This window comes from Novosphingobium beihaiense (genome assembly GCF_022832375.1).
Lineage (GTDB): Bacteria > Pseudomonadota > Alphaproteobacteria > Sphingomonadales > Sphingomonadaceae > Novosphingobium > Novosphingobium beihaiensis.
In genome coordinates this window covers 224,251-246,533 of sequence record NZ_JALHLG010000009.1, presented here as the reverse complement: position 1 = coordinate 246,533, position 22,283 = coordinate 224,251, and the positions used below count along the sequence as shown (strand labels likewise).

The following is a 22,283-nucleotide window of genomic DNA, read 5'->3' as shown; positions in this document are numbered from 1 at the left end:
ATCGCGGCCGAAAACGGGCTCGATCGGCTCTCGATGGGCATGAGCGGCGATTTCGAAACCGCTGTCATGCTCGGCGCGACGCATGTGCGGGTCGGCTCCGCGCTGTTCGGCGCGCGGGACTGACCGGGATCAGGGCACTGCCGTTGCCGTTCGTGTCGAGCGAAGTCGAGACACGTTAAACCCGCGCTATCGTGTCTCGACTTCGCTCGACACGAACGGAGAGGGGACGCCCTGCCCCGGATAATCAGGCCGCGCGCCAGGCCAGCAGCGAGAGGCCGAAGCCCGCGAAGAGCCCGCCCGTTATCCGGTTGAACGCCCGTTTCACACCGGCGCGGCTGAGATGGCGTGAAATCGCGCGGCCGCCGGTGGCGTAGATGCAGTACCAGAAACCTTCGATCACCGTGAACACCGCCAGCAGCGTGGCGAACTGCGGGGCCTGCGGTTTGGCGGGGTCGATGAACTGGGGCAGGAAGGCGGCCGCGAAAATGATCGCCTTGGGATTGCTGATCGAGATCGCGAAACCGCCGCGCAGCAGGCTCTGCCACGAGGCGGTGGGACGTGCCCACTCTACCGGCGTGCCATCTTCGGCCACCGGACTGCGCCAGGCCTTGACCGCAAGATAGAGCAGATAGGCCGCGCCTGCCAGACGCAGGGCATCGAACACGCCGGGCAGGGCGTGCAGCAGCGCGCCGAGCCCCACGGCCGAAGCCGTCAGCAGGCTGAGCAGGCCCAGCAGGCAGCCTGCCATCGCCGCCATGCTGCGTTTGAAGCCCAGTTCGACGCTGCGCGACATAATGTGCAGCATGTTCGGGCCGGGCGTCCCGCTCAGCAGGAAAACGGCAGTGGCGAAGATCCACAGCGTGTGCAGGCTCATGGCTGGCTTCTTACTTGCGGGTTGCCAGTTCGTCGCCGGTGAGGGTGACGACGTGCAGCAGGTTGGTGGAACCCGGCACGCCGAAAGGCACGCCCGCGACAGCCACCAGCCGCGATCCGGCGGCGCCGAAGCCATGGCGCAGCGCCATGCGTTTGCCCTTGCCGATCATTTCCTCGAAGCTGCCGATGTCCTTGGTCAGCACCGTGTGCGCGCCCCATAGCAGCGCGGCGCGCCGGGCGGTGTTGATCGAGGGGGTCAGCACCAGCATCGGCGCTGCGGGCCGCTCGCGGGCGACGCGGCGGGCGGAAATGCCCGATCCGGTGAAGACGATGATGCCTTCGATCGGCAAGGTATCGGCAATCGTCGCGCAGGAAGCGGAAATGGCGTCCGCCGTTGTTGCGTCGGGCGGGGTCGCGGCGAGGTGGATGCGCTCGCGGTACGTCGAATCGCCTTCGACTTTGGCGGCGATGCGGTCCATGATCGTCACCGCCTCGACCGGCCACTGGCCCGCGGCGGTTTCCGCCGAAAGCATCACGGCATCGGCGCCGTCGTAGACGGCGTTGGCGACGTCGGAGACTTCGGCGCGGGTCGGCGTCGGGCTGACGATCATCGATTCGAGCATCTGCGTCGCCACCACCACCGGCTTGCCGCTGGCGCGGGTCTTTTCGATGATGTGCTTCTGGATCGGCGGCACTTCCTCGGGCAGCAGTTCGACGCCGAGATCGCCGCGCGCGACCATGATGCCGTCCGACAGTTCGATGATCTCTTCGAGGCTCTCGACCGCGGCGGGCTTTTCGATCTTGGCCATCAGCGCGCCATAGCCGCCCATCAGGCGCCGCGCCTCGGCCACGTCCTCGGGCCGCTGGACGAAGGAGAGGCCGATCCAGTCCGCGCCCTGTTCCACCGCGAAGGCCAGATCGCGCCGGTCCTTGTCGGTCAGCGCCGGGACGGGGACGATGGCATCGGGCACGTTCACGCCCTTGCGGTCCGAAATCTGGCCGCCGACTTCGGCCGTGCACAGGATCTTGTCCGCTTCCGGCTTGATCACCACGAAGCGCAGCTTGCCGTCATCGATCAGGAGGCGCTGGCCTTTCTGGAGGATGCCGAACAGCTCCGGGTGCGGCAGGCACACGCGGTTCTCGTCGCCCGGAGTGGGATCGCGGTCCAGCGTGAAGTGCGCGCCGTGGCGGATGAAGGCCTTGCCCTCGGCAAAGGTGCCGACGCGCAGCTTGGGGCCTTGCAGATCGCACAGAACCGCCACGGGCCGCGCCAGATCCTTTTCGACTTCGCGGATATTGGCGATCGTTTCGCGGTGGGTTTCGTGGTCGCCGTGGCTCATGTTGACGCGGAAGGCGTCGGCCCCGGCTTTCAGCAGCTTGGCGATCGTCTCCTGGTCGCGGCTGGCGGGGCCGAGCGTCGCGAGAATCTTGACCTTGCGCGTGCGCTTGATGCCGCGATGATGGGGGGAACGGCGATTGGGTGTGCTGACCACGTGACGACTGCCTCTTTCGGGAAGGAGCCGTCATATGGCAAAGCAATGCTGACAAACCAAGGACGATTGGTAAGGAAATGAACGAAAGCGATCCGATAGACACGTTAGACGATGCCGTGGCCGCGGCGGCCTTCCGCCGGCTGGTGCGCCATCTGCGCCACAGGCATGATGCTCAGAACATTGATTTAATGGGGTTATCCGGCTTCTGCCGCAATTGCCTGGCCGACTGGATCCGCGATGCGGGTTTCGAAGGGGACAAGATGGAAGCGCGCGCGCTCATCCATGGCATGCCCTTTGGCGAATGGAAGGCGCAATATCAGACAGAGGCCACGCCCGAGCAGATCGCGCGGATGGAAGAAAGCCTGAAGAAGAACGGCGGCTCGCATTGAGCTTCCTTTAGGCTCAGGACCTGTTAATCACGCCATCGAGGCGCCCAAATGGCGAACATATCGGGCCAAGGCGCTCGCCGGGAAGGCTGGTTGCCTTTCCAAGAGTGGCTTGGTTCGAGATGGAAGCCATTTGGGCGTTCCGAAGGAATTTGACCAAAATGGCCCATGGCTGCGTCAAGAAGCCTTGAAATATCGACATATTCCTACGCCTTCTTTCCTAGCCCTGAGCCATTTTGCCTCAAACCTCGATGGCGTGACTAACAGGTCCTGAGCCTAGGAGGCCGGTGTGAAAGGGCGGCGTGCCGATCGCCGCCCCCACGTCCGGGCACCGTCCCCCTGGTGCCCGCCCCATGTGTCTGTCTTGAAGGGACTGTGTCTGTTTGAACGGGCCGGGCCCGTGGCTGTCAGCCCTGCTTGCGGCGGGACAGACGCTGACGCCCCGCCAGCGTGGCGGCCGCCGCGCCGAACAGGATCAGCATCGGCGGGGCGGGAACCTCGGTGCCGCCGGTGCTGGTGGTGGTCGATCCGCCCGACGAAGAGCTCGACGAGGAAGACGAGCTGGACGAGGAAGTGCTGCTCGAAGTCGAACTGCCCGAAGACGAACTGGTCGAGGAGGAGCTCGAAGAAGAGGACGACGAGGAAGAGCCGCCGCTGGACGTCTCGCCGCCCGAGGAACTGGACGAAGAGCTGGACGAGGAACTCGAAGACGAGCTGGACGACGACGAGCTGGACGTGCTGGTCGAAACGCCGCCCGTGCTGGTGGACGTCGTCGATGTGACACCGCCGGTCGTGGTGGTCGATGTCACCCCGCCAGTGGACGTGGAGGTGGAGCCGCCGCTTGTTGTCGATGTGACGCCGCCGGTCGATGACGATGTCGAGGTTGAACCGCCGCTGGTGGTCGAGCTGATCACGATATTGCCGCCGCTCGAACCGCCGCCGCCGAAGAACCCGCCGAAGAAGCCGCCGCCGAAACCGCCGACTGGGCCGCCGCCGATGACTACGGGCGTGCCGCCGCCGCCACCCTGATAGGACGGGGGCGGGGCAGGCGGAATGTAAGGCGGGGGCACTGGCACCATCGCCACCTGCGGCTGTTCGCAGCAGGTGCGCTTGATGATCCGGCGGGCGCGCCGGGTCTTGCGCGGCTTTTCCTTCCTGACGATGCGCTTGGCCTTCTTGACCGGCTTCGCCACCTTGGCCTGCTTGAGCTTGTGATATTCGGTCTCTGCCGACTGGGTTTCGGCTACGTGGACGGCGCCGCCTCCAATGATCGCGCAGCCTGCCGCGCAGGCAGACAATTTCGCAAGGGCCATCCGAACCGACATAAGCGTTGCTCTCTGTTGTTTCCGCTTTGGAATTTCCGCCCCTCGAACACAGGGCGGGTGTTACACCTGCCAGAAACAACGCAGAGTCCGGTTAACGGGACAACGCCGTTAACCCGGTTTCGAGCGTCCCGATGTGAGAAAACCCGTTAATTGACCGGCCTTTCGCGCCGGGTGTACCAAAACGGGACCAGTGCCACGGCTATCTGTAAACGTCTTCGACACATTGTGCCGTGATTTTCAGCTTCCCGCGTCCGCCCCGTCCGAATCGAACAGACCGCCCTGCGATGCCGCCGGCGAGGCGGAGGGGGGCGTCATGCCGAGGTGTTTCCAGCCCGGTTCGTTGAGGCACCGTCCGCGTGCGGTGCGGGCCACCAGGCCGAGCTGGATCAGGTAGGGTTCGATCACTTCCTCGATCGTGTCGCGCGGTTCGGAAAGCCCGGCTGCCAGCGTTTCCACGCCCACAGGGCCGCCTTTGTAGATATCCGCGATCATCCGCAGATAACGCCGGTCCTGCATGTCGAGGCCGATCGAATCGACTTCCAGCCGGGTCAGCGCATCGTCGGCAATGGCGCGGGTGATCACATCGCTGCCCGCGACATGGGCGAAATCGCGCACGCGGCGCATCAGCCGCCCGGCGACGCGCGGGGTGCCGCGGGACCGGCGCGCGATCTCGGTCGCCCCGGCCTTGTCCATGCCGATGCCGAGCAGCCCGGCGCCGCGTGTCACCACATGTTCGAGTTCGGGCACGGTGTAGAACTGCAGCCGCACCGGAATGCCGAAACGGTCGCGCAGCGGCGTTTGCAGCAGGCCCTGCCGGGTGGTCGCGCCGATCAGGGTGAACGGCGGCAGATCGATCCGCACCGACCGCGCCGAAGGCCCCTCGCCAATGATGAGATCGAGCGCGCGGTCTTCCATCGCCGGATAGAGCACTTCCTCGACCACCGGATTGAGCCGGTGGATCTCGTCGATGAACAGCACATCGCCATGTTCGAGATTGGTGAGCAGGGCGGCGAGATCGCCTGCCTTGGCGATCACCGGGCCCGAGGTGGCGCGAAAGCCCACGCCCAGCTCGCGCGCGACGATCTGGGCCAGCGTTGTCTTGCCCAGACCCGGCGGGCCGAAGAACAGCGTATGGTCCATCGCCTCGCGCCGCGACTTGGCGCTTTCGATGAACACCCGCAGGTTGTCCTTGGCCGCGGCCTGCCCGACGAATTCGGCCAGCGTCTTGGGCCGCAGCGCGGCGTCGGCGTCCTCGGGCTGACGGTCGGAGGAGAGGATGGGGTTATCGGTCATGGAACAGAGAATGAGACCAGATTTCAAATGTGTTCAGGTTAAAGAAGATCACGTTAAATGACTTCTGGTCGACGTAGGAGGGATACGCCACGACATAGCTTTTCCCGGTCTTCGGAAAGTGGGCTGTACGACAGTCGCCACCACCATAGAGAGGCAATTTGATCGTGTTTTGCGGAGCATAGCCGCGAATGATCCTGACGATGTTGACGGACCACACCCTGCCCTCTTCAACCTCGCCGGGCGTAACTTCATAAATGGATGCTCCATCGGGGATATGCTGTGGGATAGTCGGTAGAATGGCATCAAAAAATACCGCGCCGCTACATGCGTGGGCAGGGGGCGCCAGAGCCACATTCAAAGCCGCCAGAGCCAACTTGAAATTCATCCCGCAGCCTGCTTCAAGGCTACGCGCACGAGATCGTTCAATCCAGCATCCTCGCCCAGTTCGCCTACGGCATGGGCGACGGCGGCGCTGGCAATGGCAGGCTTGAAGCCCAGATTCTGCAACGCCGAAACGGCATCTGCGCTCGCCAAGCCCGGAGCGGCGGCGGGAGCGCTGCCCGGCGCGGCAGGCACGGTGGCCATGCCGCCTGCCTTTTCCTTCAGCTCGTTGACGATGCGGCTGGCGAGTTTGGGCCCAACGCCATTGGCCCGCGCCACCATCGCCGCATCGCTGCCCGCGCAGGCGCGCTGCAGTTCTTCGGTCGTGAGTGCGGAGAGGATCGCCAGCGCCACCTTGGAGCCGACGCCCTGCACGGCAGTGAGCAGCTTGAACCAGTCCCGCTCCGCGCCGCTGGTGAACCCGATCAGGCGCTGGTCGGTCTCGGACACCTGCATTTCGGTATAGACGATAACCCTGTCGCCCCGGATGCCGAGATGGTCGAGCGTGCGGGCCGAGCAGTAGACCAGATATCCCACTCCGTTCACATCGACGACGGCCCAGTCGGGACCGGTATCGTCGAGCAGGCCTGTAAGCTTGGCGATCATGGTTTGTTCCTATGGCACGAAGGCGAGTCGCGCGGCAAGGGGCAAGTCACTGAGCGAGGCGGCGCGAGCTGTGCAGTGACATCGCGGTAACGGCGGCCTATGCGATGTGAGCTATGGGGAACATCGTTGGGAATGGCGCGACCGATCATTGTATCGGGAGGGGTTTACATGCTTGGCACTGGCGTTGGCCAGTACCGGCCGTTCTCGTGCTGGCCATGATTTTGCGCATTCAGGCATGGTCGCCCTTCGATATCAGTCATGCTGATGAACTGATGCAATATCTTGAGCAGGCCAATCGCATTGCTACGGGGCATGGTATCATACCCTGGGAAACAAGGGCAGGGTTGCGCAACAGCCTGATCCCTCAGTTTTTGAGTGTGCCGCTATGGATCGGGCATACTTTTGCACCGGGCACGTTGTGGGCAATGTATCTCGCCAGGGCGACTTTCTTGACCGCGACACTGACAGCTCTGCCTGCGGCCTGGCGGCTGGGAGCATTCGTGTCGCGCCGCCATGCGCTGGTCGCGCTGTTCGTCGTGGCGGTATGGTGGGAAAGCGTGTTCTTTTCGGAGCTGTTGTTGTCAGAGAGCTTGGCAAGTGCCTTGCTGCTGCTTGCAGCTTCATTCCTGCTTGCCGCTCACGCGAAACGTAAGGCATCGCTGGCGGGTGGCTTCCTGCTCGGGCTCGGCGTGCTGGTGCGTTTGCAATATGCACCTTTTGCGGCAGTGCTTTTCCTGACAGCCATGTGGCATACGCCAGAACGATGGCGGCCGGTCATGGGTGGAGGGCTGGGGGCGCTCGCTTTGGGAGCAGCGAGTGATGCCATTGCCGGAAAGGTGCCCTACGCTTGGGTGTTTATCAACTTTGGCAAGAACATTGTTGAGGGCAAGGCCGCCAGTTTTGGCACCAGTCCTGTATGGCAGTACTTTGTAGAGTACTATTTGCATTTCGGTGCCGGTGCGTTGCTGTTCGTGGGGCTTTGCGCAGCCGCTGCCGGGCGTAGATACTGGGCTTTGTTGCTTGCTGGGGCCGTGAATATTGGTGTTCACAGTCTGATCGCGCATAAGGAGTACCGGTTCGTTTGGGTTTCCACGTTAGTGTTCCTGGTGGTGGCGGCCGTCGGTTCGCAAAGTATCGTTGAACGTATTCTGGCACGGCATGCTCCACGCCTAACGAAAAATGCCGCCTTGGGGGTGATGATGGCGGTCTGGACGCTGATGTCGATCTCGTCGTTCCATATCACGGGCGGCTATCAGGCTTTCCGTGGGGCGGGCGCCATTCCGAGACTGGCCGTCAAGGCTGCACAGGATCCGCATGTTTGCCGTCTGGCGGTAGTGGAAGCGTTCTATGCTCACCTTGTTCCTGCCGAACTTCCAAGGGCATTGCCTTTGTCGATTGCGCCCAAGGGGGTGTACGAGGGCACAGACCCGTTACCGCCGGAACTGGCCCGGGCTGCCAATGCGCTGATCGCATCCGAACGTCCCCTTGGCACCAAAGACTATCGGCAGGAGGCTTGTCTTGATATGCCGCAGGAGAGGGCATGTTTGTATGTGCGGCCAGGGAAATGTGGTTCAGCGCCGGACTATGACTATCAGACCGCGCTGAAAAGGGGCGGTATGTAACCCCTTAGCGGTGGCTGCCCAGCATGTTGGCATGGGTGATCGCCACGGCCAGCGCGTCCGAAGCATCTTCGCCTGCCAGCCTCACGCCGGGCAGCAGAACCTTGAGCATCGCCTGGATCTGCTTCTTGTCCGCGGCGCCGGTGCCGACGAGGGCCTTCTTGATCACCTTGGTGGGATATTCGGCCACGGGCATTCCGGCGCGGGCCAGCGACAGCATGGCGACGCCGCGTGCCTGTCCCAGTTTCAGCGTCGATTGCGGGTTCTTGTTGACGAAGACTTCTTCCACCGCGCCGCTATCAGGCCGGTGGTGGAGGAGCACGTCGGTCAGTGCCGCGTCGAGTTCGGCCAGCCGCTCGGCCATGCCGGCCTTGGCATCGGTGCGGATCTGACCGTTGGCCACGTGGCTGATGCGGCTGCCCGATTTCGCGACAATGCCCCAGCCGGTGCAGGTGAGGCCCGGGTCGAGGCCGATGAGGATCATGTTCTCAGTACCATATGTCGAACGGGCCGCCGTCCTTTTCGCCCGCTGCGTGCCGAGACAGCCAGGCATCATCCAGCGCGATGACTGCGCGTCCCGGGCAGGCCAGCGTGGCGAGTTCCTGTTCGCCCTGCGGCCCTTTAAGAACGGCGATGCCCGAATAGGTGCGGCCGGGATCCTCCGTCAGGTAGCCGTCGGCCCCTTCGAAGATCACATAGTGAAAACGCCCGGTGGTCAGGCGGACATGGCTTTGATGGCCGCTGCCCTGTCCGCGCACGAAACCGGTGTGAACGTTGGACCAGTCAGGCCGGCTGGCAAGGTCGATGTCCGGGTGCCCGCGCGGGCCGAAGCGGTAATGGACACTGGTCTTCCCCGCGCAAAGGGAGCCGGTGCCGCGCGGGAACGCGCAGGAATAGAGCACGCGTTCGCTTGCGGCGCACTGGCTCGGCACTTGCGGGGGCAAGGCCGTGACTGTTCCCGCAGGGACAGCCGTTGCCCCAGCCGCCCCCAGACACGCCGCACCCAGCATCGCGGCAAGGCGCAAGGGGCGGGCGTGCAGGGCGGAGAGCTGGATCAGCCCAGCTTCTCCATGACCTCGTCCGGGATCTCGTAATTGCCCCAGACGGTCTGCACGTCGTCGTCGTCGTCGAGCACGTCGACCAGCTTGAGCAGCGTGCTTGCAGTGCCCTCGTCGACATCGACTTTCAGGTTCGGGCGCCAGGCGAGCTTTACGCCTTCGGCCTCGCCGAGCGTCTTTTCGAGTTCGGCGGCCACTTCGTGCAGCGAATCGACCGAAACCCAGATCTGGTGGCTGCCGGGGTTCTCGTCATCGCCCATGTCGCTTTCGACATCGTCGGCACCGGCCTCGATCGCGGCTTCGAGCACTTTGTCCTCATCGCCCACGCTGGCAGGGTACTCGATCAGGCCGAGGCGTTCGAAGCCGTGGCTCACCGCGCCCGACGAACCGAGGTTGCCGCCGTTCTTGGCAAAGGCGGTGCGCACGTTGGTGGCGGTGCGGTTGCGGTTGTCGGTCAGCGCCTCGACGATGATGGCGACGCCGCCCGGACCGTAGCCCTCGTAGCGCACTTCCTCGTAGTTCTCGCTGTCGCCCTTGCTTGCCTTGTCGATGGCGCGCTGGATGTTGTCCTTGGGCATCGACTGCGCCTTGGCGGCGTTGACCGCGGCGCGCAGGCGCGGGTTCATGTCCGGATCGGGCATGCCCATCTTGGCCGCGACGGTGATTTCGCGGCTGAGCTTGCTGAACTGCGCCGAGCGCTTCTTGTCCTGCGCACCCTTGCGGTGCATGATGTTCTTGAATTTGGAATGGCCTGCCATGGGTCCGTTCGTTCTGCTGGTCTGAAAAGGATCGGGCGCCCTTACAACAGCCGCACCGGTTAGAGCAACCGCTGCCACCAGCCCACATCACGCCAGGCGCCGAGTTTCCAGCCCACTTCGCGGTAAATTCCGACCGGTGTGAAGCCCATCGCCTCGTGCAGGCCCACGCTGCCTGGGTTGGGCAGGGCGATTCCCGCGAAGGCGGCGTGCAGCCCCTTGTCCTTCAGCAGCAGGAATAGCGCTTCGTAGAGCGCCTTGCCGATGCCCTGCCGCGCATGGTCCGGATCGACATAGACTGCGACATCGCACGAAGAGGCATAGGCCGCGCGGGCCCGGTGCGCGCTGGCATAGGCATATCCCGCCACTTGCCCGCTGGCCTCGGCGATCAGCCAGGCATGCGATTCGCCATAGGCCGCGATGCGCCGCGCCATTTCGGCGGCATCGGGTGCCTCGGTCTCGAAACTGATGAAGCTGCTTTCGACGAATGGCGCATAGATCGCGGCGCAGGCGGCGGCATCGGTCTGCGCGGCGGGGCGGATGCGCATGGCGGTCAATCCCTCCTGGGCAGTTTGCGCATCGCGGCCTTTTCGGGGGCGCCATTCCATTCGGGGTGTCCGGCGGCGGCTTCTTTCAGCGCACGGCGGAAGCGCAGGAACTGGCCCGGCGCCGGCAGGCGCGGGGTGAAGGCCAGTTCCCAATGGATGCCGTTGATCGGATCGTCGAAGAACACGGCATAGTAGCCGGGCGCATAGATATCATAGGCGGCGGGCGGATCGGTGACGGCGAGCCCTTCCGGCAGCAGGAACTCGCGGTGGAAGGCGTCTATTTCGCGCCGGTTGCGGGCCCAGAGCGCGATATGATGCACGCCCACGGGCCGCGCATCGTGATCCAGCTTGCCGCCGCTCCTGGCGGGCTGGATGCCGATGTAGCTGTGCGGCACCGGAAAGCGCGCCATGTAGTACGTGGAGCGGTATCCGATATCGAGCGTCCAGAAGCTCGTATAGCCGAGCCAGCCGAACATCCTGTCGTAGAAGGCGATCGAACGTTCGTAATCGAGCACCGAGAACTCGACGTGATGGACGCCGCGCCAGCGCATTACACGGCCACCGCGGTGCCGGAGCAGCTCACCATCAGCATCGAACCGCCCTGGCCCAGCACTTCATAGTCGAGATCGACGCCGATCACGGCATTGGCGCCCAGCTTCGCGGCTTCGGCTTCCATTTCGGCGAGCGCTTCCTTGCGGGCGCGCTGCAGTACCTGCTCGTATTTGCCCGAGCGGCCGCCGACGATGTCGGTGATGGAGGCGAAGAGGTCGCGGAAGATATTGGCGCCGACAATCACCTCGCCCGTGACGATGCCAAGGTATTCGCGGACCGGGCGGTCCTCGATGGCGGGCGTGGTGGTGACGATCATGGCCTGCTCTCCTCGTTTTGGAGGAGAGCATAGATCACTTTCGTGACCCCGTCATGGCGCGGTGCACAAAGCCTGCGCCATGACGTCCGGCCGGAACGGATCAGTCTAGGCCGAGCGCGCTGCGATAGGTTTCGAGCACCATGTCCATTTCGCGGCGGTCGTCGGGCTTCATTTTGCGAAGACGCACGATCTGGCGCATGATCTTGACGTCGTAGCCGACGGCCTTGGCCTCGTTGTAGACGTCGCGGATGTCGTCCGAGATGCCCTTCTTTTCTTCCTCAAGGCGCTCGACGCGCTCGATCAGAAGGCGCAGGCGATCGTCGGTGGTCTCGGACATAGGGTATGTGCTCCGGTTGTATCGGTGATGAATCAGTCGGCGGCGCTGATAGCCGGGGCGCGGGATTCGGGCAAAGCCGGAGCTGTGGAAAGTGTGGGATGGGTGCGTCTTGGCGAGGTGCCTGTTTCTTTGGAGTGCTCCTTCCCACGCAAGGAGATGGTCAACGGCCTTTGTCCGGCGTCATGCCAAAAGTTTCTGCAGAAACGTCACGAAGTTCTTTGTAGTTAGGCGTCCATCCGAACATCAGCGTCTTGTCTTCCTTGAAGGGAATATGCGTCCCGAAAGAATGGTTGGTGATCGCGGGATAGATGTTCACCGGAGAACGAGGCATGGAATCGGATTTGCCGTCACCATGCCGGATGGCGAGAATGATGCCCGTTTTCTCACGCCGGATGTCTGCTGTGTCATTCAGGTAGTCGGAGTCCGTCGGCAATTTGACGTCGAACGCAGGCTCGTCGATGGCGTACTTTGGCGGATAGGGGCCTTCGTCGGCTTGTATTATGATCGTTGCCGGCCGGGGGGCGGCAAGGATGGCATCAATCAAGTGCAACAATTGGCTATTGGCGTATTCTACTTGTGCGACATAGCTCTTGGAGCGGCCAATCCGGCGTGCCTCCGCGATGCTTTGGCATGATCCGTCATTTGTCAGGGCATATGGCGGATGGGGGATCAGAAAGTGCGCGAAGACGTACTTCCTTTGTGGTTCTTTGACGATTTCTCGCAGGTGTTTGAATTTGTATTTTACCCGAAGGCACTGGTCTTTGCGGCCGTCTGCATAAGGCAGTCCGAGAGCTTTGCCGAAAACACCCGGGATCGATTGTTCCATAAGCGTGCGCGGAAATTCTCCAAGCGGCCGGAACGTTATCGTACGGTCGGCAAGAGCACTATGTGCTGTGACATCAGCCCAGCCGCCGGCGAACGTGATCTGATAACCTTGCCGTTTGAAGAAATCGAATGCGGCGTTGTGATCGATCGCCCGGAACATCGGCACGATATCAACGTCAGAGCCAAGCTGAGAAGTGTAGCGATCAAGATATGATGCGTTGAGTGTGGACGCGAGCGAGAGCGGTGTGACCTGATAGTTGGAATAAGCATGCTCAGCGACTGCAAAACCGCGTTTGCGCAATGCGTCCAGAAAAGGGCGGTTGTCGTATCCAAAGCGGTTGGCAAGTGTTTCTGTGCCGGCGTAGCGGTCCATAACAAAATGCCACACGTCAGGGCTTTTGGTGGTTGCCCGGCCTGGGAAACGAGGGAAGATTGTGTCCGGTTCAGGGCGACCTTGCTCAATGGTGTACTGCATGAAGCAGAGCGAGCCAACAATCATGAAGGCTGGCACGCCCATCATAAGATTTATGAGCCCGTTTGCCCGCCGGATCTGGCTATCGTTTTCGCGCGATATGCGACGAGACACGCCGAAGGCCAGAAGCAGAGCCAGGACAGATCCGGTTACAAGTATCCAGTGGTTCGTCGATGCGGAACTGATGAGCGAAGGCGCGTAGAGCACAACGGCCAGCCATACAGTCGTGATCAGCGAGGCACGCGCCGCCTGTCGGGTCGCGAACCATAAGAGGCCGAACAAGGCGATTGTGAGGGCAATCACCGTCAGAACGGCTGGCAGAACCATTCCATACGAAATCCGCGTGAAATTGGCGGACCACAATGGAAATGCAACAAGAACGGGAAGCGCCAAAGGAGCGATCGGCCACCTTCCGGCTTTGGTCAGCATGGTCTGCACGGGTCAGTCCCTAGCGTAGTGCAGCAGGGTTCTTTGCGAACCCGGAATGCGAAGGGTTTCCACGATACGCGCTCTGGCGGCTACGTGGCTGAGAAACGCTTCTTCGCAATATTCCGGGAAAAGCTCCTTGCGTGTCGAAAGCAGCTTCTCGACCATGGGATCGCCCTTGTCAGGGAATTCTATGATGCCGGAAGGGGCGAGCGAAATCAGCCAGTCGACCGCCATGTCGAGTGGAATGTTCCTGGCGATGGAAAGGTGATGGATAAAGGCGAGAGCCAGCAGGGCGTCTGCGTTGGAACGCTGGGCGAGGCTTTTGCGTTCGGCACCGGCCCATCCCTGCGCAGGGCTTGGGTTGGTGGCGTCGAGCCAGAGGGGCAGGACGGGCTCGTTCTCTTTCGAAAAACGGGAGTAGGCCCTTTCCAGAGCCCCGAAATCGAAGTCGAAGCCCACGACTGACTTCGCCCCATTGTCGAGGGCAGTCCGGGAATAGTCGCCGCTGTTGCAGCCGAGATCGAAGACTTGCCCAGGAGCAATCTGTGAAATCACCCGGCTGACGAAATCGTGCTTGGCCGCACGTCTGTCTGCATCGTAACTGTTGTTTGTTTCATAGTCGCCCCAGACTGTTTCCGCATTGGGCGTTGAGAGGCCCATCACATAGTCGCGCAGGCCGGAAAGAATGGCTTCAAGGCGCTTGCGGGTCAGTTGTGCAACGGGCGGCGTGGCGCTCTTGTGGTTCCCTTTGATGGCTTGGGTATGCAGTTTGGCTTGCGCGACAACGTGTGCCATGACGGTGAAGGACAACTTGTCCTTGAAAGAGAGCAGCGGGAGCAGGTCCTCTGGTGAAATCCCTTCCAGGCTGCCGCGATACCATGCATTTGGCGCAATGCCTTTTTTCGACCAGAGAATAAGAGGCGCCAGAAATTGCATCGTGAATTGGCGCTGGCCAATCCAGGGCTCTCCTTCGTTGTAAGGCACGATGGAAAGGTGATCGATGAAGACTGGGCGGGTGCCGATGAACTGCACATTGTACGCAGTGGCGTCCGAAAGCGTGAAGCCTTGTGCGAGAAGATCAAGATGAAGATCAAGGTGTAGCAGCGCGGCAGCCTTGAGTTGAGCAAAGCACCACTCGTACGGATAGGATATATAATCGAGCCGAGGATGCTCGATGACGTGGCAAGGAGTATGCTCCAGGGTGGGCAAGGTCTCCAGAGGTAATCGGTTCATGGGCAGAAGCTGCCCTCGTTCGATGCAGGCATCTATCACACCAGAGCTGACAGCAGCCTCAAAGGTCACCCGGCCGGAGTCGAATATGGCGCGGAATATGCGCCGTCCATCGACGACGATTCGGCCTGCGGGATCGCGATAGGATCCGGGATCGTAGTGCATCAGTCAGTGTTGTCGGACTGGGAAGCGCTGTCATCCTTCTTGCGAAGAATAAGGGACTTCATCTTGCGCAGATAATGCTTACCGGTGAGCAGATAAGCTGCGACTGTCCCAATCAATGCCTGCATCGCCAGACTGGCACTGGCGGGGTCCAGATAGGCATGTGCGGCCTGCATGGGCAGTATGATGGTCACTGCAATCATCAGCACCAGTCGTTTGCCGAAATCCATCTGTTCCTCCAGTCTAACAGGTCAAGCAGCCGACCCATTTGGAGAGGAAGTAGGTCTTGATGGTTATTACCGGGTTAATACCAGGCTGGTTTTGAGGTTGGTTTCTTGGGGCAGCAAAAACCCCGCCCCGCACGAGGCGGGACGGGGCCTTTCAAAGCGTTCGTCTGACTGAGGATCAGGCGGCCAGCTTGCGCAGCACGTACTGCAGGATGCCGCCGTTCATGAAGTACTCGACTTCATTGGCGGTATCGATGCGGCACAGCGCGGTGAAGGTGAACTTCGAGCCGTCGGCCTTGGTGACTTCGACTTCGACATCCTGACGCGGCTTGAGATCGGACACGCCCAGAATCGTGAAGCTGCAGTCGCCGTCGAGGCCGAGGGTCTCGCGGGTGTCACCGTCCTTGAACTGCAGCGGCAGCACGCCCATGCCGACGAGGTTCGAGCGGTGGATGCGCTCGAAGCTTTCGACGATCACCGCGCGCACGCCCAGCAGGTTGGTACCCTTGGCCGCCCAGTCGCGGCTGGAGCCGGTGCCGTATTCCTTGCCGGCTACGACCACCAGCGGGGTGCCCTGCGCCTTGTACTTCATCGCCACGTCGTAGACCGGCAGGGTCTCGCCGCCGAAGCTGGAGAAGCCGCCTTCGGTGCCGGGGACCATCTCGTTCTTGATGCGGATGTTGGCGAACGTGCCGCGCATCATCACTTCGTGGTGGCCGCGGCGCGAGCCGTAGGAGTTGAAGTCCGCCTTGGCGACCTGATGCTCCATCAGCCATTCGCCCGCCGGGCTGTCCGCCTTGATCGAGCCGGCCGGGCTGATGTGGTCGGTGGTGACCGAATCGCCCAGGATGAGCAGCGGCTTGGCCTCGACGATGTCGCTGACCGGCGCCGGGGTCATTTCCATGCCCTCGAAGTAGGGCGGGTTGGCAACGTACGTCGAACCGGCGCGCCACGAGTAAGTGTCCGAGCCGACGACGTTGATCGCCTGCCAGTGCTCGTCGCCCTTGTAGACATCGGCATAGCGGGCCTGGAACATCGCGCGGTCGACGCAGGCGTTCATGGTCGAGGAAACTTCCTCGTTGCTCGGCCAGATGTCCTTGAGGAACACGTCCTGACCGTCCTTGCTCGTGCCGATCGGGGTGGTGGTGAAGTCTTCCACCACAGTGCCCTTCAGCGCGTAGGCAACGACCAGCGGCGGCGAGGCCAGGAAGTTGGCGCGCACGTCGGGCGAGACGCGGCCTTCGAAGTTGCGGTTGCCTGAAATGACCGCCGAGGCGACCAGATCGTTCTCGTTGATCGCCTTGCTGAGCGGCTCGGCGAGCGGGCCCGAGTTGCCGATGCAGGTGGTGCAGCCGTAGCCGACGAGGTTGAAGCCGACGTTGTCGAGGTGCTCCTGCAGGCCAGCCTTGTTCAGGTAGTCGGTGACGACCTGCGAACCCGGGGCCAGCGAGGTCTTGACCCAGGGCTTGGGCTTGAGGCCGAATTCGTCGGCCTTCTTGGCGACGAGACCGGCGGCGACCAGAACCGAGGGGTTCGAGGTGTTGGTGCACGAGGTGATCGCGGCGATCATCACGTCACCGTCGGTCAGCTCGTAATCGGCACCGGCGACCGGGACCGACTTGATCTCGCGCTTGTAGAGATCGGCCATGTCCTTGTTGAACACGTCGTCCACATCGGTGAGGACGACCTTGTCCTGCGGACGCTTGGGGCCGGCGAGCGAGGGAACGACGGTCGAGAGGTCGAGTTCGAGGGTCGAGGAGAACACCGGCTCGGGGTTCGACGGGTCCATCCAGAAGCCCTGTTCCTTGGCATAGGCTTCGACCAGCGCGATCTGGTCTTCCTCGCGGCCGGTGAGGCGCAGGTATTCCAGGGTCTTTTCGTCGATGCCGAAGAAGCCGCAGGTAGCGCCGTATTCAGGCGCCATGTTGGCAAGCGTCGCACGGTCGGCGAGGCTCAGCGTGGAAAGGCCCTCGCCGTAGTATTCGACGAACTTGCCGACGACGCCGTGCTTGCGCAGCAGGTTGGTGCAGGTCAGCACGAGGTCGGTGGCGGTGACGCCTTCCTTGAGCTTGCCGGTGAACTTGAAGCCGACCACTTCGGGGATCAGCATCGAGACCGGCTGGCCGAGCATCGCGGCTTCCGCCTCGATGCCGCCGACGCCCCAGCCCAGCACGCCCAGGCCGTTGATCATGGTGGTGTGGCTGTCGGTGCCGACGCAGGTATCGGGATAAGCGACCAGTTCGCCGTTCTGGTCCTTGTCGGTCCACACCGTCTGCGCGATGTTTTCGAGGTTCACCTGGTGGCAGATGCCGGTGCCCGGGGGCACGGCATAGAAGTTGTTCAGCGACTTGGAGCCCCACTTGAGGAAGTCATAGCGCTCCATGTTGCGCTGGTACTCGATCTCCATGTTGTCGAGGAAGGCCTTGGGATGGCCGAATTCGTCCACCATCACCGAGTGGTCGATGACGAGGTTTACGGGAACCTGCGGGTTGATCTTGCTGGTATCGCCGCCCAGCGCCTTGATGCCGTCACGCATGGCGGCCAGGTCGACGACGCAGGGAACGCCGGTGAAGTCCTGCAGCAGCACGCGGGCCGGGCGGTACTGGATTTCCGCGCCGGTGACCGGGTTCTTCTGCCAGTCGGCAACGGCCTGCACATGGTCGGTGGAAACGGTGAAACCGCCGTCCTCGAAGCGGAGCATGTTTTCGAGCAGCACCTTCATCGAGAAGGGCAGGCGCGAAACGTCGCCGATTTTTTCGGCGGCTTTCTTGAACGAGTAGTATGCGACGGTCTTGCCGCCGACGGTCATGGTGCTGCGGGTGCCGAGCGTATCCTGTCCGACCTGGGTCATGGTGGGCATTTTCCCCTTCTTTATGGAGCTTGCCTAACCGGGCGCAGCGATCGCTGGCGTCGATGTGAAATCTGGGCCAGATCGTGTTGCAGTGCGACAAGCGGATTCGTCGGCCCCGCCGATGCGCGCTCAGGGGCCTGCCGTCAAGAGGGAGGCGGTGGGAAGGCGTGCTGTCCGGGGCGGATCGGGGTGTGCCCAGAGCAGGGTGGCGTTGTAGTACAATGCCGTCCGGATAGGCATTGCGATCACGGCATTCCTCCCTGTCGCGCGACGACGGGGAGGGGGACCGCCGCCGCAGGCGGTGGTGGAGGGGGCAAAACCCCTCCGTCACGCACTGCGTGCGCGTCACGTCCCCATTCCGCAAGCGGAACAGGGAGGAATGGCCATGGCACTCTATACCAAAGTTCCGCTCTGGCGTTTTTGCGTGGCGATCCAGCAGCCCAGAACGATCAGTGCTGCGCCTGCGAGCGTTGCCGGTTCCACGCTTTCGCCGAAGAACAGCCAGCCGAACAGCGCGGCCCACAGGAAGCCGGTATATTCCACCGGCACCAGAACTTGCGCCTCGGCGCGGGCATAGCCCCAGGACAGGAACAGCAGCGCCGCCGTCGCCAGACCCGCGCCGAGCAGGATCATGCGCAGGCTCGCGGCATTGGGCCAGACCAGGAAAACCGGCGAGAAACACAGGAAAATGAGCGCGACGATGAGGTTCTGGAACAGCGCGATCTCCACCGGCCCGGCGAGCAGCGCCTGCTTGCGCTGGAACACCAGATTGAGTGCATAGAACATCGCCGAACACAGGATCGCTGCGGTGCCTTTCACCGTTTCGTCCGAATAGGCCCCTGCGCCGAAACGCCCCGCGCCGATCACCAGCATGCCCGCGATGCCGAGCAGCGAGGCCAAAATCGCCTGCGGGCGGATCGTCTCCCCCAGGATCAGGGAGGCGAAAAACAGCGCCACGATTGGCGCGATGAACGAGAGCGCGATGCCTTCTGCCATTGGAATGCGCACGAGGCCGTAGAAGAACAGCACGGCCATTGCCGAAACGATCACCGAACGCTGGACATGAACAACCAGCACCGCGCGGGAAGGCCGCGGGCGCCCGGCGGCAAGCCACAGCGGCACGGTCAGCAGCGTGCCGAAGACATTGCGCAGCAGCAGCGCGGTGAACACGCCGGTGGCGATGGATGCCCCCTTGATCGCGGCGTCCATCGCGCTGAACGCGCCGATCCCGGCAACCACGGCCAGCACCGGCAGATAAGGGGAGGAAAGACGGAACCTTTTGGCGGGCATGACGTTCTGCCTCTCGCCCGGCGGAAAGTTGTACGCAAGCAATTCATCGCAGCGACAGCACGAATGCTTGATGATGTCACAATGAAGGGGCAAATCGTGAGCGCTCCGCAGACCGTATGCAATGGTCGTGCGGTTCATAGGCAATAGGGCAGGTTTTACAGGAAATGAAGAATTTCAATCGGTTCGGTTCCGGCGTCGTGTCGGTTCTGGTGACACTGGGGCTTCCGGTGCAGCCGGTGCTGGCGCAGCAGGCAGGGGCCGGGCAGCCCGAGAGCATCCTGCCCGAGGCTCCGGCGAGCCCGGCTCCGGCCAGGGCACCTGACCAGACTCCAGCAGCGCCCGCGGCGGTGCAGTCCTCGGCACCGGCGGACGTCCAGACCGTTTCGAAGCCGGTGGTCCAGCAGCTCTTCGTATCCGAGCCGGTGATGTCATGGTCGCTGGCCGATGCCAACGCGTTGCTTGCAACGATCGAAGGGATCGGTTCGGAAGGTCTGATACCCGCCGATTACAAGCCGGGCGATCTGCAGGCGGCGATTGCCGCGGGCGAAGGCGATGCGCTTGATGCACTGGCGAGCCAGGTCTTCGGCTGGCTGATCGAGGATCTGCGCGACGGGCGCACGCCGATGAAGGACCGGGTGCAGTGGTTTGCCGTCGATCCCGATCAGGACAAGATGCCGACCGCTCAGATCATGGCGCAGGCGCTGTCCGAACATGACGTGACCGGCGTCGTTGATAAACTGGCGCCCACCAATCCGGACTACGCCGCGCTCAAGGCCGAATTCAATGCCACACCGGAGGAAGACACGGCCAAGCGCGCGCTGATCCAGGCCAACATGGACCGCTGGCGCTGGCTCAAGCGCGATCTGGGCGAGGTCTACCTGATGACCAACGTGCCCGAGTTCCAGCTGCGGCTGGTGGTGAAGAACAAGATCATCCGCACGTACAAGACGGTGGTGGGCAAGCCGGGCCGCACGGCCACCCCGCAGCTCGCCGAAACGGTCAGCGCGGTTGTCTTCAACCCGACCTGGACTGTGCCGCAGTCGATCGTGAAGGGCGAGGGGCTGGGCCAGAAAGTGCTCAACAACCCCGTCTGGGCGCGCAATGCGGGCTACAAGGCGACCAAGGCTGCGAACGGCATGGTCTATGTCGTCCAGCAGCCGGGGCCGACCAATTCGCTGGGCCTGGTGAAGATCGATATGCCCAATCCCCATGCGATCTACCTGCACGATACGCCCGCCAAGTGGGCTTTCAACAAGAAGGTCCGGGCTTTCAGCCACGGCTGTATCCGCACCGAGCGCGCGGTGGAACTGGGCATGACGATGGCGATCCTCGGCGCGCAGATGCCCGCGTCTGAAGTGGCGGACATTTCCAGCTCGCGCAAATATACCAAGGTCGCCATGACCCGGACGTTCCCGGTCTACCTGACCTATTTCACCTATGCCCGTTCGATCGACGGCGATCTCAAGGCGTTCGACGATATCTACGGCCGCGACAAGCCGGTACTGGCCAGCTTCACGCAGCCGCGCGAACTCAAGACGACGCAGCGCAAGAGCGACGAGGAAGTGATCAAGCTCGATAATCCGCTTTGATCCGGCCGCTTTGATCTGGATGCACTGATCCGGCGCCCCCCTCTTCGCAGGAGGGGGCGTCAGGCCGGGCGCTTCCGGCAACGCGGCAGCGATTGCGGGACGGCGGGCTCTTGCGCGCCGCGGCCGTGCGGCCCAGTTTGGCGGGATACGCCCCCAGCCAGAGGATCAGCCATGACCGACAAAGCCGCCAGCCAAATCGAGGAAGCGACCGCCCGCGTCATCGAGCTGGAAGCCGAGCTTGAGGCCGCGGGCAGCGCCACTACCGAGGATGCGGCGCTCGCGCGGGCCAAGGCCGTGCTGCACGCCTGGGTAGACAGCGTTACCGCCGTCGTCGCGACGCCCGGCGTGGGCCGCGCAGTGCTGATCCACGGCAATGGCACGGAATCGCGCATTTCCTCGCCGGACCTGCCGCAGAAGCTGGCCGTGCCGGTCACGTTCGAAAAACGCGGGGACTGACGGCCCGCGCCCCCGCCCTCAGGGGCGGATCAGCACTTTGAGCGACTGGCGCTCGTCCATCGCGCGGTAGCCATCCGGCACGCCGTCGAGGCCGATCGTGCTGTCGAAGACGCGGCCCGGCTGGATGGTTCCCGCCATCACATCGGGCAGCAAGTCTTCGATATAGGCGCGCACCGGGGCCGGGCCGCCGGAGATCGTCACATTGCGGAAGAAGGTGTCCGGGCCGGGCAGCGATTCGTAGTGGGCCACGCCGACGCGGCCCACCGCGCCGCCGGGGCGGACGATGCCGATCGAAGTCTCGATCGCCTGCCCGGTGCCGACGCATTCGAGCACGGATTTCACGCCATAGCCGCCCGTCAGCTCGCGCACGCGGGCGATCCCTTCCTCGCCGCGTTCGCGCACGACGTCGGTGGCGCCGAATTCCTGTGCCAGCGCGATGCGCTCGTCATGATGGCCCATGATGATGATCTGCTCCGCACCCAGGCGCTTGGCCGCGATCACCCCGCACAGGCCCACCGCGCCGTCACCCACGACGGCCACTGTGCCGCCCGGCTGTACGCGCGCGGTGACGGCGGCATGATGCCCGGTGCCCATCACGTCCGAGAGGCTGAGCAGCGAGGGCATCAGCGCCTCGTCCGGCTCCACCGGCAGCGGGTAGAGCGTGCCGTCGGCATAGGGAATGCGCAGCGCCTCGGCCTGCGCCCCTTGTGCTTCTCCGCCGACGCCGAACGTGCCGCCATGGACGCAGGCGGTCTGCAGGCCTTCGCCGCAGAACAGGCAGGAGCCGTCGGAATAGACGAAGGGCATGATCACAAGCTGGCCGGGCTTCACGGTCCGCACCGCGCTGCCCACGTCCTCGACGATGCCGATCGCTTCGTGGCCCATGGACTGATGGTCGTTGGCCGGGCCATCGCGGTAGAACCACAAGTCGCTGCCGCAGATGCAGGCCCGCACGATGCGGATGACGGCGTCGGTCGGTTCCTGAATGGCCGCATCGGGCACATTCTCGATACCGACGTCGTAGGGCTTGTACATGATTGTCGCGCGCATCCTGGATTCTCCTTCAGGCCGAATACGGATTACTCTCGAACGGTGCAGGAGGTCCGCGCGGGCACAGTGGGAGGAGGGGGAAAGCTGTGCCCGCGCGGAACGGCTCGCGGGCCATCCATTCCGGATGGCGGAACGCGGCGTTGAAATGCGCCTGTACTGT

The 22,283-nt window shown here is 63.1% G+C and carries 23 protein-coding genes and 1 pseudogene; 6 read left to right on the top strand and 18 right to left on the bottom strand.

What is annotated here, in order from left to right; genetic code table 11:
* Positions 1–123 (top strand): annotated as a pseudogene (locus tag MTR66_RS09535) (YggS family pyridoxal phosphate-dependent enzyme); the annotation flags it as partial.
* Between the two features lie 121 nt (positions 124–244).
* On the opposite strand, the gene MTR66_RS09530 reads toward MTR66_RS09535, so the two are convergent.
* The gene (locus tag MTR66_RS09530) at positions 245–874 is read right to left on the bottom strand and encodes a LysE family translocator (RefSeq protein ID WP_243920200.1); all 630 of its coding nucleotides are present in this window, start codon (positions 872–874) and stop codon (positions 245–247) included.
* Between the two features lie 10 nt (positions 875–884).
* Positions 885–2,366 (bottom strand): pyruvate kinase, encoded by a 1,482-nt coding sequence (gene pyk, locus MTR66_RS09525; protein ID WP_243920198.1) that lies wholly within the window; start codon positions 2,364–2,366, stop codon positions 885–887.
* Between the two features lie 77 nt (positions 2,367–2,443).
* On the opposite strand from pyk, the gene MTR66_RS09520 reads away from it, so the two are divergent.
* Entirely contained in the window at positions 2,444–2,755 is a 312-nt protein-coding gene (locus MTR66_RS09520; RefSeq protein ID WP_243920196.1) for a DUF1244 domain-containing protein, read from the top strand.
* Between the two features lie 447 nt (positions 2,756–3,202).
* Positions 3,203–3,781: a hypothetical protein gene (locus tag MTR66_RS09515; RefSeq protein WP_243920193.1), complete on the top strand. Its 579-nt coding sequence runs from the start codon at positions 3,203–3,205 to the stop codon at positions 3,779–3,781.
* A gap of 533 nt (positions 3,782–4,314) precedes the next feature.
* On the opposite strand, the gene ruvB is transcribed toward MTR66_RS09515, so the two are convergent.
* The 3 genes from ruvB to ruvA are packed head-to-tail and all read right to left on the bottom strand — an operon-like array spanning position 4,315 to position 6,357.
* Positions 4,315–5,370 carry a Holliday junction branch migration DNA helicase RuvB gene (gene ruvB / locus MTR66_RS09510; protein ID WP_243920191.1) on the bottom strand — a complete coding sequence of 352 codons (1,056 nt, stop codon included), beginning with the start codon at positions 5,368–5,370 and terminating at the stop codon, positions 4,315–4,317.
* On the bottom strand, positions 5,360–5,755 hold the full coding sequence (locus MTR66_RS09505) for a hypothetical protein (RefSeq protein WP_243920181.1): 396 nt from the start codon (positions 5,753–5,755) through the stop codon (positions 5,360–5,362). The genes ruvB and MTR66_RS09505 overlap by 11 nt, the downstream gene beginning before the upstream one ends.
* Positions 5,752–6,357 (bottom strand): Holliday junction branch migration protein RuvA, encoded by a 606-nt coding sequence (ruvA, locus tag MTR66_RS09500; protein WP_243920179.1) that lies wholly within the window; start codon positions 6,355–6,357, stop codon positions 5,752–5,754. Before ruvA ends, MTR66_RS09505 begins: the two co-directional genes overlap by 4 nt.
* Before the next feature lie 215 nt (positions 6,358–6,572).
* Here ruvA and MTR66_RS09495 point away from each other — a divergent pair, with 215 nt between their 5' ends.
* Complete coding sequence (locus MTR66_RS09495; protein ID WP_243920248.1) at positions 6,573–7,979, top strand: glycosyltransferase family protein; 1,407 nt, start codon at positions 6,573–6,575, stop codon at positions 7,977–7,979.
* A 4-nt stretch (positions 7,980–7,983) separates the two neighbouring features.
* On the opposite strand, the gene ruvC is transcribed toward MTR66_RS09495, so the two are convergent.
* The 12 genes from ruvC to MTR66_RS09435 all read right to left on the bottom strand — a co-directional run bounded on the left by ruvC (position 7,984) and on the right by MTR66_RS09435 (position 19,028).
* The gene (ruvC, locus tag MTR66_RS09490; protein ID WP_243920177.1) at positions 7,984–8,460 is read right to left on the bottom strand and encodes a crossover junction endodeoxyribonuclease RuvC; all 477 of its coding nucleotides are present in this window, start codon (positions 8,458–8,460) and stop codon (positions 7,984–7,986) included.
* 4 nt (positions 8,461–8,464) lie between these two features.
* Positions 8,465–9,001: a hypothetical protein gene (locus tag MTR66_RS09485; RefSeq protein ID WP_243920174.1), complete on the bottom strand. Its 537-nt coding sequence runs from the start codon at positions 8,999–9,001 to the stop codon at positions 8,465–8,467.
* Between the two features lie 29 nt (positions 9,002–9,030).
* Positions 9,031–9,792 (bottom strand): YebC/PmpR family DNA-binding transcriptional regulator, encoded by a 762-nt coding sequence (locus MTR66_RS09480; protein ID WP_243920173.1) that lies wholly within the window; start codon positions 9,790–9,792, stop codon positions 9,031–9,033.
* 59 nt (positions 9,793–9,851) lie between these two features.
* Positions 9,852–10,337, bottom strand: a complete 486-nt coding sequence (locus tag MTR66_RS09475; protein ID WP_243920170.1) for an arsinothricin resistance N-acetyltransferase ArsN1 family B — start codon at positions 10,335–10,337, stop codon at positions 9,852–9,854.
* Between the two features lie 5 nt (positions 10,338–10,342).
* Positions 10,343–10,888: a VOC family protein gene (locus tag MTR66_RS09470; RefSeq protein WP_243920168.1), complete on the bottom strand. Its 546-nt coding sequence runs from the start codon at positions 10,886–10,888 to the stop codon at positions 10,343–10,345.
* Positions 10,888–11,205, bottom strand: coding sequence for a heavy metal-binding domain-containing protein (locus MTR66_RS09465; RefSeq protein WP_243920166.1), 318 nt, complete (start codon positions 11,203–11,205; stop codon positions 10,888–10,890). Before MTR66_RS09465 ends, MTR66_RS09470 begins: the two co-directional genes overlap by 1 nt.
* 100 nt (positions 11,206–11,305) lie before the next feature.
* Positions 11,306–11,542: a DUF2312 domain-containing protein gene (locus tag MTR66_RS09460; RefSeq protein ID WP_243920163.1), complete on the bottom strand. Its 237-nt coding sequence runs from the start codon at positions 11,540–11,542 to the stop codon at positions 11,306–11,308.
* 160 nt (positions 11,543–11,702) lie between these two features.
* Positions 11,703–13,268 carry a sulfatase-like hydrolase/transferase gene (locus MTR66_RS09455; protein WP_243920246.1) on the bottom strand — a complete coding sequence of 522 codons (1,566 nt, stop codon included), beginning with the start codon at positions 13,266–13,268 and terminating at the stop codon, positions 11,703–11,705.
* A 12-nt stretch (positions 13,269–13,280) separates the two neighbouring features.
* Positions 13,281–14,663 (bottom strand): class I SAM-dependent methyltransferase, encoded by a 1,383-nt coding sequence (locus MTR66_RS09450; protein ID WP_243920161.1) that lies wholly within the window; start codon positions 14,661–14,663, stop codon positions 13,281–13,283.
* Positions 14,663–14,890 (bottom strand): hypothetical protein, encoded by a 228-nt coding sequence (locus MTR66_RS09445; RefSeq protein ID WP_243920159.1) that lies wholly within the window; start codon positions 14,888–14,890, stop codon positions 14,663–14,665. Before MTR66_RS09445 ends, MTR66_RS09450 begins: the two co-directional genes overlap by 1 nt.
* Before the next feature lie 175 nt (positions 14,891–15,065).
* Positions 15,066–17,738 carry an aconitate hydratase AcnA gene (gene acnA / locus MTR66_RS09440; protein ID WP_243920157.1) on the bottom strand — a complete coding sequence of 891 codons (2,673 nt, stop codon included), beginning with the start codon at positions 17,736–17,738 and terminating at the stop codon, positions 15,066–15,068.
* Positions 17,739–18,131: 393 nt separating this feature from the next.
* Positions 18,132–19,028: a DMT family transporter gene (locus MTR66_RS09435; RefSeq protein WP_243920155.1), complete on the bottom strand. Its 897-nt coding sequence runs from the start codon at positions 19,026–19,028 to the stop codon at positions 18,132–18,134.
* Positions 19,029–19,192: 164 nt separating this feature from the next.
* Here MTR66_RS09435 and MTR66_RS09430 point away from each other — a divergent pair, with 164 nt between their 5' ends.
* Entirely contained in the window at positions 19,193–20,617 is a 1,425-nt protein-coding gene (locus tag MTR66_RS09430; protein WP_243920154.1) for a L,D-transpeptidase family protein, read from the top strand.
* 171 nt (positions 20,618–20,788) lie between these two features.
* Positions 20,789–21,073, top strand: a complete 285-nt coding sequence (locus tag MTR66_RS09425) for a hypothetical protein (RefSeq protein WP_243920151.1) — start codon at positions 20,789–20,791, stop codon at positions 21,071–21,073.
* An 18-nt stretch (positions 21,074–21,091) separates the two neighbouring features.
* Here MTR66_RS09425 and MTR66_RS09420 read toward each other — a convergent pair whose 3' ends face one another.
* Entirely contained in the window at positions 21,092–22,123 is a 1,032-nt protein-coding gene (locus MTR66_RS09420; protein WP_243920149.1) for a zinc-dependent alcohol dehydrogenase family protein, read from the bottom strand.
* Positions 22,124–22,283 lie beyond the last annotated feature (160 nt).

What these genes read in the sequence shown, in the direction of transcription:
- MTR66_RS09530 (WP_243920200.1), bottom strand. Translation starts at nt 874, where the DNA reads ATGAGCCTGCACACGCTGTGGATCTTCGCCACTGCCGTTTTCCTGCTG.
- MTR66_RS09520 (WP_243920196.1), top strand. Translation starts at nt 2,444, where the DNA reads ATGAACGAAAGCGATCCGATAGACACGTTAGACGATGCCGTGGCCGCG.
- ruvB (WP_243920191.1), bottom strand. Translation starts at nt 5,370, where the DNA reads ATGACCGATAACCCCATCCTCTCCTCCGACCGTCAGCCCGAGGACGCC.
- MTR66_RS09505 (WP_243920181.1), bottom strand. Translation starts at nt 5,755, where the DNA reads ATGAATTTCAAGTTGGCTCTGGCGGCTTTGAATGTGGCTCTGGCGCCC.
- ruvA (WP_243920179.1), bottom strand. Translation starts at nt 6,357, where the DNA reads ATGATCGCCAAGCTTACAGGCCTGCTCGACGATACCGGTCCCGACTGG.
- MTR66_RS09495 (WP_243920248.1), top strand. Translation starts at nt 6,573, where the DNA reads ATGATTTTGCGCATTCAGGCATGGTCGCCCTTCGATATCAGTCATGCT.
- ruvC (WP_243920177.1), bottom strand. Translation starts at nt 8,460, where the DNA reads ATGATCCTCATCGGCCTCGACCCGGGCCTCACCTGCACCGGCTGGGGC.
- MTR66_RS09480 (WP_243920173.1), bottom strand. Translation starts at nt 9,792, where the DNA reads ATGGCAGGCCATTCCAAATTCAAGAACATCATGCACCGCAAGGGTGCG.
- MTR66_RS09475 (WP_243920170.1), bottom strand. Translation starts at nt 10,337, where the DNA reads ATGCGCATCCGCCCCGCCGCGCAGACCGATGCCGCCGCCTGCGCCGCG.
- MTR66_RS09470 (WP_243920168.1), bottom strand. Translation starts at nt 10,888, where the DNA reads ATGCGCTGGCGCGGCGTCCATCACGTCGAGTTCTCGGTGCTCGATTAC.
- MTR66_RS09465 (WP_243920166.1), bottom strand. Translation starts at nt 11,205, where the DNA reads ATGATCGTCACCACCACGCCCGCCATCGAGGACCGCCCGGTCCGCGAA.
- MTR66_RS09460 (WP_243920163.1), bottom strand. Translation starts at nt 11,542, where the DNA reads ATGTCCGAGACCACCGACGATCGCCTGCGCCTTCTGATCGAGCGCGTC.
- MTR66_RS09455 (WP_243920246.1), bottom strand. Translation starts at nt 13,268, where the DNA reads ATGCTGACCAAAGCCGGAAGGTGGCCGATCGCTCCTTTGGCGCTTCCC.
- MTR66_RS09450 (WP_243920161.1), bottom strand. Translation starts at nt 14,663, where the DNA reads ATGCACTACGATCCCGGATCCTATCGCGATCCCGCAGGCCGAATCGTC.
- MTR66_RS09445 (WP_243920159.1), bottom strand. Translation starts at nt 14,890, where the DNA reads ATGGATTTCGGCAAACGACTGGTGCTGATGATTGCAGTGACCATCATA.
- acnA (WP_243920157.1), bottom strand. Translation starts at nt 17,738, where the DNA reads ATGACCCAGGTCGGACAGGATACGCTCGGCACCCGCAGCACCATGACC.
- MTR66_RS09435 (WP_243920155.1), bottom strand. Translation starts at nt 19,028, where the DNA reads ATGCCCGCCAAAAGGTTCCGTCTTTCCTCCCCTTATCTGCCGGTGCTG.
- MTR66_RS09430 (WP_243920154.1), top strand. Translation starts at nt 19,193, where the DNA reads ATGAAGAATTTCAATCGGTTCGGTTCCGGCGTCGTGTCGGTTCTGGTG.
- MTR66_RS09425 (WP_243920151.1), top strand. Translation starts at nt 20,789, where the DNA reads ATGACCGACAAAGCCGCCAGCCAAATCGAGGAAGCGACCGCCCGCGTC.
- MTR66_RS09420 (WP_243920149.1), bottom strand. Translation starts at nt 22,123, where the DNA reads ATGCGCGCGACAATCATGTACAAGCCCTACGACGTCGGTATCGAGAAT.